The sequence below is a fragment of the Thermoanaerobaculum aquaticum genome, from assembly GCF_000687145.1.
Taxonomy (GTDB): Bacteria; Acidobacteriota; Thermoanaerobaculia; order Thermoanaerobaculales; family Thermoanaerobaculaceae; genus Thermoanaerobaculum; species Thermoanaerobaculum aquaticum.
The window spans coordinates 25830-38916 of the sequence record NZ_JMFG01000005.1 but is presented as its reverse complement, the minus strand read 5'-3'; the positions used below and the strand labels follow the sequence as shown (position 1 = coordinate 38916).

General features: G+C 63.3%; 14 protein-coding genes. 7 read left to right on the top strand and 7 right to left on the bottom strand.

Going from position 1 to position 13087, the window contains the following annotated elements; translation table 11 throughout:
- Positions 1 to 18 precede the first annotated feature (18 nt).
- Complete coding sequence (locus tag EG19_RS02010) at positions 19 to 1434, bottom strand: glycosyltransferase family 39 protein (RefSeq protein WP_038046871.1); 1416 nt, start codon at positions 1432 to 1434, stop codon at positions 19 to 21.
- Between the two features lie 54 nt (positions 1435 to 1488).
- Here EG19_RS02010 and EG19_RS02005 point away from each other — a divergent pair, with 54 nt between their 5' ends.
- Positions 1489 to 3687, top strand: a complete 2199-nt coding sequence (locus tag EG19_RS02005) for a S9 family peptidase (RefSeq protein WP_053334764.1) — start codon at positions 1489 to 1491, stop codon at positions 3685 to 3687.
- Between the two features lie 31 nt (positions 3688 to 3718).
- Entirely contained in the window at positions 3719 to 5047 is a 1329-nt protein-coding gene (locus EG19_RS02000; protein WP_038046868.1) for a UDP-glucose dehydrogenase family protein, read from the top strand.
- A gap of 2 nt (positions 5048 to 5049) precedes the next feature.
- Here the strand turns inward: EG19_RS02000 and EG19_RS01995 are convergent, their stop codons facing one another.
- The 6 genes from EG19_RS01995 to EG19_RS01965 form a co-directional block, all read right to left on the bottom strand.
- A complete protein-coding gene (locus EG19_RS01995; RefSeq protein ID WP_038046865.1) occupies positions 5050 to 5535 on the bottom strand; it encodes a methylglyoxal synthase in 486 nt (161 codons plus the stop codon).
- Between the two features lie 297 nt (positions 5536 to 5832).
- Entirely contained in the window at positions 5833 to 6426 is a 594-nt protein-coding gene (locus EG19_RS01985; RefSeq protein WP_053334763.1) for a GNAT family N-acetyltransferase, read from the bottom strand.
- Complete coding sequence (locus tag EG19_RS01980; protein WP_038046858.1) at positions 6416 to 6982, bottom strand: 2-oxoacid:acceptor oxidoreductase family protein; 567 nt, start codon at positions 6980 to 6982, stop codon at positions 6416 to 6418. Before EG19_RS01980 ends, EG19_RS01985 begins: the two co-directional genes overlap by 11 nt.
- Positions 6972 to 7859, bottom strand: coding sequence for a 2-oxoacid:ferredoxin oxidoreductase subunit beta (locus tag EG19_RS01975; protein ID WP_038046855.1), 888 nt, complete (start codon positions 7857 to 7859; stop codon positions 6972 to 6974). Before EG19_RS01975 ends, EG19_RS01980 begins: the two co-directional genes overlap by 11 nt.
- Positions 7856 to 9013 (bottom strand): 2-oxoacid:acceptor oxidoreductase subunit alpha, encoded by a 1158-nt coding sequence (locus EG19_RS01970; protein WP_038046853.1) that lies wholly within the window; start codon positions 9011 to 9013, stop codon positions 7856 to 7858. The genes EG19_RS01975 and EG19_RS01970 overlap by 4 nt, the downstream gene beginning before the upstream one ends.
- Before the next feature lie 17 nt (positions 9014 to 9030).
- A complete protein-coding gene (locus EG19_RS01965) occupies positions 9031 to 9303 on the bottom strand; it encodes a 4Fe-4S dicluster domain-containing protein (RefSeq protein ID WP_038046850.1) in 273 nt (90 codons plus the stop codon).
- Positions 9304 to 9457: 154 nt separating this feature from the next.
- Between EG19_RS01965 and EG19_RS13995 the strand changes: the two genes are divergently transcribed.
- From EG19_RS13995 to EG19_RS01940, 5 genes are all read left to right on the top strand, one after another.
- A complete protein-coding gene (locus tag EG19_RS13995) occupies positions 9458 to 10342 on the top strand; it encodes a fumarate hydratase (protein WP_038046848.1) in 885 nt (294 codons plus the stop codon).
- Positions 10330 to 10917, top strand: coding sequence for a FumA C-terminus/TtdB family hydratase beta subunit (locus EG19_RS13990; protein ID WP_038046846.1), 588 nt, complete (start codon positions 10330 to 10332; stop codon positions 10915 to 10917). The genes EG19_RS13995 and EG19_RS13990 overlap by 13 nt, the downstream gene beginning before the upstream one ends.
- Positions 10918 to 11062: 145 nt before the next feature.
- On the top strand, positions 11063 to 11977 hold the full coding sequence (locus EG19_RS01950; protein WP_038046844.1) for an energy transducer TonB family protein: 915 nt from the start codon (positions 11063 to 11065) through the stop codon (positions 11975 to 11977).
- 11 nt (positions 11978 to 11988) lie between these two features.
- The gene (locus EG19_RS01945) at positions 11989 to 12603 is read left to right on the top strand and encodes a MotA/TolQ/ExbB proton channel family protein (RefSeq protein ID WP_038046842.1); all 615 of its coding nucleotides are present in this window, start codon (positions 11989 to 11991) and stop codon (positions 12601 to 12603) included.
- Positions 12604 to 12606: 3 nt separating this feature from the next.
- Positions 12607 to 13029, top strand: a complete 423-nt coding sequence (locus tag EG19_RS01940; RefSeq protein WP_038046840.1) for an ExbD/TolR family protein — start codon at positions 12607 to 12609, stop codon at positions 13027 to 13029.
- The last annotated feature ends 58 nt before the right edge of the window (positions 13030 to 13087 follow it).

Genomic DNA, 13087 nt, shown 5'->3' with positions numbered 1-13087 from the left:
GGTGGGCAGAGCCTGCCGTCAACGACCTTGCCCCGGGATCCAAAGCTCGCCTCCGGGAAAGCTCAAAGCCTGCCACCCCAACCGTTTTCCCCAGGATCGCAGCTCTTGCGCTTCTCGCAAACTGGGCGTCACGATCAGCCCCGCGCCTTCCCCCCGTGCTCCAGCAGCCACAAGCTCTTGCCAAGCCTCGCTGAGTTCGCCTTCGGTGATCTTTTCCCGCCCCGGCACGAACCACCCCGGGTGCTGGAGGGCGGCCTTGGGGAGGTGAAGCACCTGCCAAGAAGCCGGCAGGTAGTAGCGCATGGAAAGCCACCACCAGCCGGTGCTCACCAAAACCCCGGAACGACCTTGCCGTAAAAGCACCTCCGCCATGCGCTCTTCGGGGCGCGGTGGGGTTTGCCAAAAGTGTGCCACCACCGCCACGCTACCCCCCAGGCTCAAGGCCAAAAGGGCTGCTCCCAAAGCCCGGGAGCTGCGCACGATACCCGAGGCGAGAAGGGCAAGAAAGGGGGCCAGCAGCACCGCCTCCCCGCGCCCGGGGTAGTACACCGGAAGCCCCATCCACCATCCCACGGCCAAAAGACCGGCGGGGAGGGCCCCCAGCACCCAAAGCCAGCCCCGGGCCAAAGCCAAGCAAACCAGGCTGACAACAGCAGCGATCAGCTGCCAATACCCGCTCACGGAAGGGGCTTCCAGCGTGTAGGCCCAGCCCGAAAGCGGCGGCAAAAGCCGCAAGGGCCCCAGCCACCGCGCCCAAGCGGGCACATCCCGAAGGGACGACGCCATCCACGCCACCGCCTCGGGGGGTTGCTGCAGCATCACAAAAAACCACGGCGAAAAGCTGAGCACCGCGGCCCCTGAGGCCCAAACCACAGCAGTCCTGCGGGCCAAAACCCCGTACGCCAGCACCGCCAAAAGCCAGACCACACCCAAGGCGTGGGTGTAAAGCCCAAACCCCAGGGCAGCGGCCAGGCCAAGCCAGCGCCTTCCCTGCGCCTCCTGCTCACCCAGCACCCACAAGCTCCACGCCACTGCCAAGCTCAAAAGCCCGTAGGCCCTCCCCTCGGCAGCCCACATCACCGCCAGGGGATGCAGGGCAAAAAGCCAGCAAGCCCAAAGACCGGCCGAAGCGGACACCCACCGCCGGGCCGCCAGCCCCACAAAAAGCGTGGCCAAAACCCCGGCGGCCACCGAAAGCCCGCGGGCGGCCACAAGCGCCGGGATGCCGGCCAGGGACACGAGCTTGGCCAAAAGGTAAGGAAGCGGTGGCCCTGAGTCCCAGCGCAAAGCGGCCAGAAGCTCGCTCCAGGGCAAACTGGCGGCCCAGGCGGTGAAGTACTCGTCGTGCCAGGGGCGCAGGGTGAGGGTGGCGGCGAGCCTCAAGGCCAACGCCAGCAAAGCGGGCAAAACCCACCAGGGCAAGCGGAAGCGCACAGCTCATTGTACGGAACCCGCCTTAAGCGGCTACAATCGCCGGGGAGGTAAGGGATGTCCAGCAAACGAAGCGCGGCGTTGGTTTTTTCCCTGGTCGCTTTGCTAAGCCCGGCGTGGGGCAAGGAAAAACTCACCCTTGAGGCAATTTTTGCCGGGGAACCGCTGGAGGGAGCACCGCCAAGGGTGAGCTTTCTCCCCGACGGCACCGGCTTTTTGCGGGTGGTCAGCGAAGGGGACGACAAGCTTTTGGTCCGGGAGGACTGGCAGGGCCACCGGCAGGAGCTGGTCCGGCAAAGCCAGCTCCAGGTGATCGGGGAAGAGGACCTCAAGCTGGTCTTGAGCTCCTTCCAAATTGCCCCCGACGGCCAGAAGCTCTTGCTCACCCAAGAGGGGGACCTTTTCCTCTTGAACCTCGAGGACAAAAGCCTCCGCCGCCTCACCCGCACCCCGGAAGAGGAGGAGCTGGCGGAGTTTTCCCCCAACAGCCAGTGGGTGAGCTTCGTGCGGGCTAACGACCTTTACCTGGTGGAGCTGGCTTCCGGCCGGGAGCACCGCCTCACCTTTGACGGCAGCGAAACCAAGCTCAACGGGAAGCTGGACTGGGTTTACACCGAGGAGCTTTACAACCGCGAAAGCAAGGGCTACGCGTGGTCTTCCGACTCCCAAAAGCTCCTTTACCTTTCCTTCGACCTGACCCCAGTCCCCACCTATCCGCTGGTGGACCTGTCCCCCACCCACCCCCAGGTGAGCTGGCTGCGCTACCCCAAAGCCGGCGATGCCAACGCCAGGGTTTCGGTGACGGTGACCACCGTCCCCGCCCAAGAAGGCTCAGCACCTCAAAGCCTGAGCCTCAGCTTCCAGGGACCCCAGCGGGAGTACGTGGCCCGCTTCGGCTTTTTGCCAAAAAGCGACGGCTTTTGGCTGCTGTTTCTGGATCGGCTGCAAAAAAACGCCGAGCTGGTGCGCTTCGATTGGCCTTTGGGGAGCGCCCGGGTGCTGCTCCGCGAGCACGACGAGGCGTGGATCAACGTGGAGGATGACCTCCTGTTTTTGGAAAACGGTGCCGTGATCTTCGGCTCCGAGCGCTCCGGCTTCCGCCATCTTTACCGCGTGGACCTGGGAGAAACCCAACCGGTGCCGCTTACCTCAGGGGAGTGGGAGGTTACCGAGGTCCTGGGCCTGTCCCCTGACCAGCGCTTCGTGTACTTCACAAGCACCCAAGCTTCCCCCCTGGAGCGCCACCTCTACCGGGTGCCGGTGGCCGGCGGTGCGGTGGAAAGGCTGACCCAGGAGGCGGGCACCCACAGCTTGCGGGCCGCCCCCGGGTGTCGGGCTTTTTTGGATGCCTACTCCACCGCTACCCGTCTTCCCGAGTATCGCCTGTTGTCCGCGGAAGGAAAGACCCTGCGTCTCATCCCTTACGACAAACCAGCGCAGCTGGACCGCTTTGAGCTGGCAAGCGTTGAGTTCCTCACCCTTGCGGCTGCCGACGGCACGCCGCTTTACGCCTCGCTTTTGAAGCCAGCCCACTTCAACCCCAAAAAGCGCTACCCGGTGGTGGTGTACGTGTACGGGGGGCCCCACGCCCAGGTGGTGCGCAACGGGTGGGGCGGGCGCACCGGGCTTTTCCATCACTTCCTGGCCCAGGAGGGCTTTTTGGTGTTTTCCCTGGACAACCGCGGCTCCACCGCCCGTGGCCGGAACTTCGAGCGGGCCCTGCTTGGCCGATTGGGGAAAACCGAACTCGCCGACCAACTGGCGGGGGTGAAGTGGCTTTCCCAACAGCCCTTTGTGGATGCCACGCGCCTTGGCATTTGGGGCTGGTCTTACGGGGGGTACATGACGCTTTACGCGCTGACCCATTCCAACGCCTTCCGCGCCGGGGCAGCCGTGGCGCCGGTGACCGATTGGCGACTTTACGACACCATTTACACCGAGCGCTACCTCAAGCTCCCCAGCGACAACCCCGAAGGCTACAAGGAATCCTCCCCAATTTTTGCGGCCCAAAACCTGCAAGCGGCGCTTTTCCTGGCCCACGGCACCGGTGACGACAACGTACACTGGCAAAACACCCTCAACTTCATTGCCGAGCTCATCAAGGCCGGAAAACACTACACGCTGTACCTTTACCCCAACAAGGACCACGGGATTCTGGGAAAAAACGAGCGGTTGCAGCTCTTTTCAGCCATCTACCAGCACTTTCTCCGGAACTTAAGCGCCCCTTCCCCCTCCTCCGGGCCTAAAGCACGGTAAAATTTCCCGGCCCTTGGGCCAAGGAGGCAGCATGCACATTGCGGTTGTGGGTAGTGGCTACGTGGGTCTGGTCACCGGGGCTTGCCTTTCCGACTTCGGCATGGACGTCACCTGCGTGGACAAAGACGAAAAGAAGATCGCCATGCTGCAAAGGGGGGAAGTCCCCATTTACGAGCCGGGCCTGGATGGGCTCATTGCCAAAAACGCCAAAGCCGGGCGCTTGCGCTTCACCACCAACGTGGCGGAAGCGGTGGAGCGGGCCCTGGCGATCTTCATTGCCGTGGGCACCCCACCCCGGGAGGACGGCTCCGCCGACCTTTCCTACGTCATCGAGGTGGCGGAAACCATTGCCGCCCACCTCAACGGCTACAAGGTGGTGGTCACCAAGTCCACGGTGCCCATTGGCACCGGCCAGCTCATCGAGCAGATCATCCGGGAAAAAAGCGGCGGCCGCTTCCCGTTTTCGGTGGTTTCCAACCCCGAGTTCTTGCGGGAGGGCTCGGCCATTGAGGACTTCATGCGCCCCGACCGGGTGGTCATCGGTGCCCGGGATCCCCAGGCCATTGCCATCATGAAGGACATTTACGCCCCCCTCTACCTCATCGAAACCCCCTTTGTGATCACCAACGTAGAGTCGGCCGAGCTCATCAAGTACGCCTCCAACGCGTTTCTGGCCACGAAAATCACGTTCATCAACGAGGTCGCGATTTTGTGCGAAAAGCTGGGGGCTGACGTGCACCACGTGGCCAAGGGGATGGGCTTGGACCGGCGCATTGGCCCCAAGTTCTTGCATCCGGGACCCGGCTACGGCGGCTCCTGCTTCCCCAAGGACACGAGGGCCCTCACCGACATTGCCCGTCAGGCCGGATACCGCTTTGGCATCGTGGAAACCGTGGTGGAGGTCAACGAAAAGATCAAAGCGCGCATGGTGGACAAGATCCGCACCGCCTGCGGTGGCAGCGTTTCCGGCCTTACGGTTGGCGTTTTGGGGCTGGCCTTCAAACCGGAAACCGACGACATGCGGGAATCTCCGGCCATCCCCATCGTCACCGCCCTGGTCAAGGAAGGAGCCCGGGTGCGGGCCTTTGACCCGGCAGCCATGGACAACGCCAAAGAGGTTCTGCCGGCCACGGTGGAGTACTGTCAGGACGCTTACGATGCCGCCACGGGTGCCCACTGCCTGGTCATCATCACCGAGTGGAACCAGTTCCGCTCTTTGGATCTGGAACGGCTCAAGGGGCTTTTGGCCAGGCCGCTGGTGGTGGATCTCCGCAACGTGTACGAACCCGACAAGATGCGGGAAGCGGGGTTTGCTTACGAATGCGTGGGTCGCGCCGCGGCAAACTTACCCAAAGCCTGAGCTTACCCCTTTTCCGCGTGCAAAAACCGCGTTTCGTGGGAGGAGTAATCCGGCACGATGCGGGGGTAAGCTTCGGAAAGCAGCGGCGAGGAAATCAGAAAATCGGCAGTGGCGCGGTTGCAGGCCACGGGGATGTTCCAAACCACGGAAATGCGCAAAAGCGCCTTGACGTCAGGGTCGTGGGGCAGGGGTTCCAAGGGATCCCAGAAGAACACCAGGATGTCAATGAGGCCATCGGCAATCATGGCACCCATTTGCTGGTCTCCCCCCAGGGGTCCAGACTTCAAGCGGGTCACGGGGAGGCCCAGCTCCCGGGAAAGCAAAGCCCCGGTTGTGCCGGTGGCGTAAAGGTCGTGCTGGGCTAGCGTTTCCCGGTTGAAACGGGCCCATTCCACCAGGTCCTGTTTCTTGTTGTCGTGGGCCACCAGGCCAATGCGCTTGCGCTCCGGCAGCACACTTACGTTGCCGCTTTCCAAATGCTTGAGCATCCCTTCCCCTCCCGCCGGCGTAACACTCGACAACGCCGGCACGCATGGGCAGAATACCCGCGACGGAGGTGCCTATGCCAGTGTGGGTTTGTGCCAAGTGTAAAAAAGAGGTGGAAGGACGCTGCCGTCCCGCCCAGTGCCCTAACTGCGGGGCTCCCAAGGAGAGCTTTTCCAAGAAGTAAGCTCGCGTTTTAGCGGGAAAGGTCTCTCGTTTTTTCCGGGCTGGGCCTCGGCTAGCCGCTTTTGATTTTGCGGGCGGTGACTCTATGCCCAAAGGCCAGCCGGTTTGAAAGCCCTTTAACCCGCGGAGGGTTCGAAGTCGGCGACCAGAGCCTCCATGTGCTCCCAGATGTGGGCCACGTCGTTGGCGAGGATCACTAAGTCCCGCTTTTTCCCGCTTAGGTCGCGAACGTGGTCGGCCAGCGTGGCCTCCCGGTGAAAGCCCAGGCGCTCAAAGGCCCGCAGCGCCCCCACCTGGTCTTCCACCACCTCCGCCACCAGCTTGTCGAGAGCCAGGCCCTGGGCCTTGCGCACCAGCTCCCGGAGGATGGCGGTCCCCAGCCCCTGCCGTTGGAAGCTCCGGGCCACCGCCATGCGCACCCGCCCCACGTGGGTGCTCCACCCGAAAAGGGGGCGGTACAAAACGCCGTACCCCACGATTTCCCCGCCGGCTTCAGCCACCATCGGGAAGGCCCGACCGGCTTCCTGCTCGGAAAGCAGCTGCTGAACGAACGCCGGCTTGGTGACGTCGTCCTCCAAAAAGAGCCGGTCTTCTTCCGGAAGGGCCAGGAAGAAGCGGTGAAGAGCTTCGGCGTCGGTGGCGGTCATGGGACGGATGGTGACCTCCTGCCCGCCGCGCAGGAGGGTTTTGTTGGATGCCTCAGGCCACACGGCTGTCCTCCCCAGAAACCAGCTTCTGTCCGTAGTTAAAACCTGCTTCAAAAGCTTTAAGGTTGAGCTCCTCGGTGCCCCTGGGAACCGAATCCAGCACCGCCTTTTTTGCCGCCTCGTAAGAGACAAGCTTGGTGGTGGCGGCAAAAAAGCCCACCATGACGATGTTCATCACCAGCCGGCGCCCCAGCTCCTCGGCCAGGCGGGTGGCCGGAACCCCCAAGGCTTTAACCCCTGCCGGCAGCGCGTCGTCGGGGCGCACCAGCTCGCTTTCGTAAAGCAGCGTGCCACCTTCCTTGAGGGTGGGGACGAAGGTGCTGTACGCGTCCGGCGACATCACCACCAGCACGTCCGGACGGCGCACGTAAGGGTAGCCAATGGGTTCGTCGGAAAGCGTGACCTGTGCCGAAGCGGCACTGCCCCGCGCTTCCGGGCCAAAGGCTTGAATGAGCGTGGCGTGCTTGCCGTCGAAAATAGAAGCCGCCTTACCGATGATCATGCCGCAGAGGATCACCCCCTGCCCTCCCAAACCACCCACGCGAATTTCAGTCCTCATGGCGCACCCCGTACCGTTGGTAACGATCGCCAAAGCGCTGGGAGAAATGCTCGTTCATGGCGTCAAGCCAGGTGGGCCGTTCCCGGTTTACGAAGGTTCCCACCACGATGTCCCCCTGGAAGGTAAGACCCACCTCGCGGGTGTCCGCTCCGTTTTTCACCACCGAGCGCTCCTTGTAGTACTTGAGCTGCTCCACCCCGTCGCCCAGGCGGTTCCGCCGGGAGTAAAGGGTCGGGCAGGGAGAAAGCACCTCGATGAACACGAAACCCTTCTTGGAAAGCCCTTCCTTAAAAGCCCGCGTGAGCTGCCGCACGTGGTACACGGTCCACCGCGCCACGTACACCGCCCCGCAGGAGTCGGCCAGGTAGGGGAGGTTGAACGGCGGCTCAAAGTTGCCGTAAGGCATGGTGGTTTGGGTGGCACCCAGCGGGGTGGTGGGGGCTACCTGGCCACCGGTCATGCCGTAAGTGAAGTTGTTGACGCACACCACCATCAGGTCCATGTTGCGGCGAGCCGCGTGGATGAAGTGGTTGCCGCCAATGGCAAAGAGGTCGCCGTCACCGGAGTACACCACCACCTTGAGGTCCGGGTTTCCCAGCTTGAGGCCAGTGGCAAAGGGAATGGCCCGCCCGTGGGTGGTGTGGAAGGAGTCCACGTTGAGGTAACCGGCCACCCGTCCCGTGCAGCCGATCCCCGAAATCACCGCCAGCTTGTTGAGGTCAAACTGCATCTCGTCCAAGGCGCGGATGAAGGCGTTGAGCGAGGTGCCAATCCCGCAACCGGGACACCAAATGTGCGGGATGCGGTCCTGCCGCAGGTACTGCATGAGCGGGTTTTGCAACTGGGGGAGCTCAATGTTGACGGCTGCGCTGCTCATTTCGCCACCTCCAAGATCTTGGCCAGGATGTCCTCCACCTGATGCACGGTACCGCCGGCGTGGGGAACGGAAACCACCTGGGCCCTCCCCGCCACCACCCGCTCCACCTCCCGCACCATTTGCCCCAGGTTGAGCTCGGGGACCACAAACGCCTTCACCCGGCTGGCCAGCTCGGCCACCAGCTGCTCGGGGAATGGCCACACAATCACAAGCCGGAGATGGCCAACTTTGAGACCGGCCGCCCGGGCCTCCTCCACAGCAGCAGCGGCGATACGGGAGGTAATGCCGTAGGAAATCACCACCACATCCGCGTCTTCCAGGTTTTCCCCGCGCACATCCACCAGCTTGTGGGCGTTCTTGCGGATCTTGTCCACCAGCCGCCGCACCAGTTTGTCCTGGGCTTGCGGGTTCATGGCCGGGTAGCCCCGTTCGTCGTGGGTAAGACCGGTCACATGAACTCGGTACCCATCGCCCGCCTTCACCATTTCCGGGACCAGGTCCTCCCCCGGCTCGTAGGCCTTGTACTCCCCCGGCTTCCGGCTGGTCCACCGGCGGGGGACCACCTCGATGTCCTCGGGGCGCGGGATGGCCACCCGCTCGGTCATGTGGCCCACCACCTCATCCATCATGAAAAACACCGGCGTGCGGTAGAGCTCCGCCAGGTTGAAGGCCTTGATCATGAGGTCAAAGCACTCCTGGGGGGAGTTGGGGGAAAGAGCAATGATGTTGTAATCGCCGTGGGACCCCCACCGCACCTGCATCATGTCCGCCTGCGCCGGCAGCGTGGGCAGCCCGGTGGACGGTCCACCCCGCTGCACATCCACAAAAACGCAGGGGGTCTCGGTCATGGCCGCGTAGCCGATGTGCTCCATCATCAGCGAAAGCCCCGGGCCCGAAGTGACGGTCATGACCTTATGACCCGCCCACGCCGCGCCGAGAATGGCAATGGAGGAGGCAATTTCGTCCTCCATTTGAATGAAAACGCCGCCCACCAGGGGGATGCGGGCGGCAAAGCGCTCCACCACTTCGGTGGATGGGGTAATGGGGTAACCCGCCGCAAACCGACAGCCGGCAGCAATGGCGCCTTCACAGGCGGCGTGGTCCCCGTCAATAAAGTGCAACCCAGTCAGCACACCCTTTGGGTCCGCGTGCACCTTTTGGCCTCCTTACGTTACGCAGCCGGCGCCGATGTGGCCAGCTTTTCCAGATCCTTGAACTTCACCCCGAAAATGGCGTAATCCGGGCAGTACAAGCCGCAGAGATCGCAGCCGGTGCAATCCTCCGGCCGCGCCAGCACCGGGTAGTGGTAGCCCTTGCGGTTAAAGTCCTTGGAAAACTCCAGGCAGTGAGTTGGGCAAAAGTCAATGCAGAAGGAGCACCCTTTGCAAATTTCCTTGTTTAAAATGATGGTCCCCTTGGGTTTCTTGGCGGGTTCGTCAGCCATCGTTCGTCCCCCCCTCGCCAGCCATACTACGCCTGCTTGGCGGTATTGGCAAGCTCAAATTTACAAATGAGACGCCATCTCTATTATTTGTCAATTCCTTTCGTGATGACCGAAGCTTGAGAAAGGGTGTACTATTGCAAGGGGAGGGACGCTCGTGTGGCAGGAACGTGAGCTCACCGAAAAGTTCGTGGACATCATTGCCCACGCCTCCACCCAACTCCCACCGGATGTGGTGGAGGCCCTGCGCCAGGCCCGGGAGAAGGAAGAAGCGGGCTCTCTGGCGCAAAAAGCGCTGGACACCATCCTTCGCAACGTGGAGCTGGCAGGCGGGGCATGGCAACCCATTTGCCAGGACACGGGAACGCCGCTGGTGTGGATCCACCACCCCGTGGGGGTTTCCACCAGGATGCTCACCCGTGCCTTCACCGAAGCGGTGAAGCAAGCCACGGCCAAGCAGCTCCTGCGCCCCAACGCTGTGGACCCCTTGACCGAGAAAAACACCGGCAACGGGGCGGCCCCCGGCATTCCCACGGTTCACTGCGAGGAATGGGACGAGGAGGACCTGGAGGTACACCTCATCCTCAAAGGGGGCGGCTGCGAAAACGTGGGGGCTCAGTACTCGCTGCCCAACTCCGCCCTGGGAGCCGACCGCAACCTGGAAGGGGTGCGGCGCTGCGTGCTAGACGCCGTGCACAAGGCGCAAGGCAAGGGTTGCGCCCCGGGGATCTTGGGGGTTTGCTTTGGCGGCGACCGCGGCTCCGGTTACGTGGAGTCCAAGCGGCAGCTTCTGCGGCGCCTGGATGACCGCAACCCCATCCCTGAGCTGGATGCGCTGGAGCAACGCCTCCTCAAGGAAGCCAACGAGCTGGGCATCGGCCCCATGGGCTTTGGCGGAAAGACCACAGTGTTGGGGGTAAAGATCGGGTATTTGGGGCGCTTGCCTGCCTCGTACTTCGTTTCGGTTTCCTACATGTGCTGGGCCAACCGTCGCGCCGGGGCGCGCATCAGCCCCAAGGGGGAAATCACATGGCTCGACTGACGCTTCCCACCGACGAAGCCACCATTCGTTCCTTACGGGTGGGCGATTTTGTGGAGCTTTCCGGGCGGGTCATCACCGGCCGGGACGCCGCCCACCACTGGCTGGTGAAGGCCTTCCGCCAGGAAGTGGCTCCCTACCTCAAGGACTCGGTGATTTACCACGTGGGACCGGTGGTTCGCAAAAACCCGGACGGCACCTACACCTTCGTGGCTGCCGGGCCCACCACCTCCGCCCGCGAGGAACCCTACCAGGCGGACGTGATCGGCATGTACGGCGTCCGCGGCGTCATCGGCAAGGGGGGCATGGGCGCCAAGACCCTGGAGGGCTTAAAAAAGCACGGTGCCGTTTACTTCCACGCCATTGGCGGGGCCGCGCAGGTGCTGGCCCAGTGCGTCAAGCGCGTGGAAACCGTGTTCATGCTTGAGGAGTTCGGGGTTCCCGAAGCCCTTTGGGTCATCGAGGTGGAGGACTTCCCGGTGGTGGTCACCATGGACGCCCACGGCAACTCCCTGCACAGGGAAATCGAGGGGCAAAGCGGGGAAAGGCTGAAGAGCCTTTTGGGGTTGAGCGCGTAGCCAGGGTGTGGCTATCCCGGGCTTCCTAGATCGGGCCGCTGTCCACTGAAAGCAGCAGCTGCAACCGCGGGGCGCCAGCTCGGCGCCCTTTTCTCTGGTGGCAAACTCACATTTGGTGGCACGTTTCTTGTAGGATTGCCAGCGGATGGGTTGGTTTGCCGATCGCCGGTTCCGCCTGGGGCTGGAGCTTTCGCTGCTCCTGCACCTCCTGCTGCTGCTCCTGCCCGAGCGTCTCACCCCCGTGAACCCGGTGGCCGCCAAACCGGTGGTACAGGCGCAAAAGGAGGAACCACCGCTGCGCTTTGAGCTGGTGGAGCTCCCCAACCAAAGGGAAGAGCAACCGAGCCGCCCGGACGCCCCCGCTTCGGACCTTTCCCGCCGGGCCCACGGCGGCAGCGGGGAAAAAGCCGAAAGACCCGGCGTTTCCGGCACCAGCCCCGAGCTGCGAGTGGCCCCACCCTCCCCTTTCGAAAGCCAGGAAACCCCTTCGCGCCCGTCCTCGTCCGCCCAGCAGCCGTCCCCAAGCCAACAGGCCCCACAAAGCTCGGGTGAGCGCAACCCGGTGGAGAAAGCCGATGACGAGGGTTCAGGGATCTTTGCAAGACGTGAGGAAAAACCCATCCCCCAGCCGGCCGCTCCCGAGCCCAGGCCCGCCCTCCGCGGCTTGAACCCCTTTTCCTCCCCGGGCCTGGGGGTCCTTCCCGACCGAAAAGGGGGGCAGGTGGACCTGGGCCCCCTTTCCTTTGACACCCAGTGGTACGACTGGGGGCCCTACGCTGCCGAAATGCTGCGGCGAATCCGCTATCACTGGCGGATCCCCGAGCTGGCCCAGCTGGGGGTGCCGGGCGTGGTGCGCATTCGCTTTTTTATCGAAAAGGACGGGAGGGTCACCGGCCTTACGATCCTCAAAGACTCGTCCCACCCCCCCATGGATTTTGCCGCTCGTGACGCAATCCTCAACGCCTCTCCCCTGCCGCCGCTGCCCAAGGAGGTGGGGGTGGAAAGGGAAGGGGTGATCATCACCTTTTACTACAATGTCCGTCCGCCTGAGGACAGCTAAGGAGGTTGCCCGTGCTCGAATGGTTTCTCCGCGGTGGTCCGGTCATGTACCCGCTGTTGGCCCTGTCGCTTTTGGGCCTGGCTATCGTCGTGGAACGGCTTTTGGTGCTTCGCGAGAAGAACTTCCTCGACCCAGCGCAAATGGCGGTTTTGGGCGAGCTTCTCGCCGCCGGCGAATTCACCCGCGCCCGGGAGTACTGCGCCGGCCACACCGGGCCCTTGCCGGTGCTGGTGACCACGCTCTTGGACAACCGGCACGCCCCTTACGACGAGCTGAAAGAGCTCTTGGAAGACACCGGGCGTCACCAGCTGCGCTTTCTGGAGCGGGGCTTAGGGGCGCTGGCCACAGTGGTGGCGGCAGCGCCGCTTCTGGGGCTTTTGGGCACGGTTCTGGGCATGATTCAGGTGTTTGAAGCGGTGTCTTTGGCCGGCACCGTGCGTGGGGAACAGCTCTCCGCCGGCATTGCCCAGGCCCTCATTACCACCGCCGCCGGGCTCATCATTGCCATCCCCATGCTGTTCCTCCACGCTTACCTGGAAGGCAAAGCGCAGAGCCTGGTGCAGGCCATTGAAGCCCGGACGCTGGAGTTCCTCCACCTGGTCCGCCGCCCCAAGCAGGAGAGCTAAGCCATGCGCTTTTCCCGGCCCCGCTCCCGAGCCCCGCGCATTGACATTTCCCCGCTCATTGACGTGGTTTTCCAGCTGCTGCTGTTTTACGCGGTAACCACGCAGTTTGTAACCCCCGAGCGGTTGAAGCTGCAGCTCCCCGAGGCCCGCACCGCCGAAGCTGCCAAAACCACAAAACCCCAGGAAGCGGAAATTCTCGTCACCAGCACCGGCGAAATTCTCGTGGCCAACAGGGTGGTGAGCGAAGAGCGCCTGGAGGCAGAAATTCGCGCGCTGCTCAAAGGGCAGGCCGAGCGCAGCGTCACCATCCGCGGGGACAAAGGCGCCCCCTACGGCACGGTCATGAAGGTGCTGGATGCCGCCCGCCTGGCCGGCGCCCAGCACATCAACCTGGTCGCCGCAAAACCCGCCGAAGCTCGAAGGTAAGGCCAGGAGCGCGAGCGCTGGAAGACTCCGGCTGCTCAAGCGTTCCCATGGTCGTGGG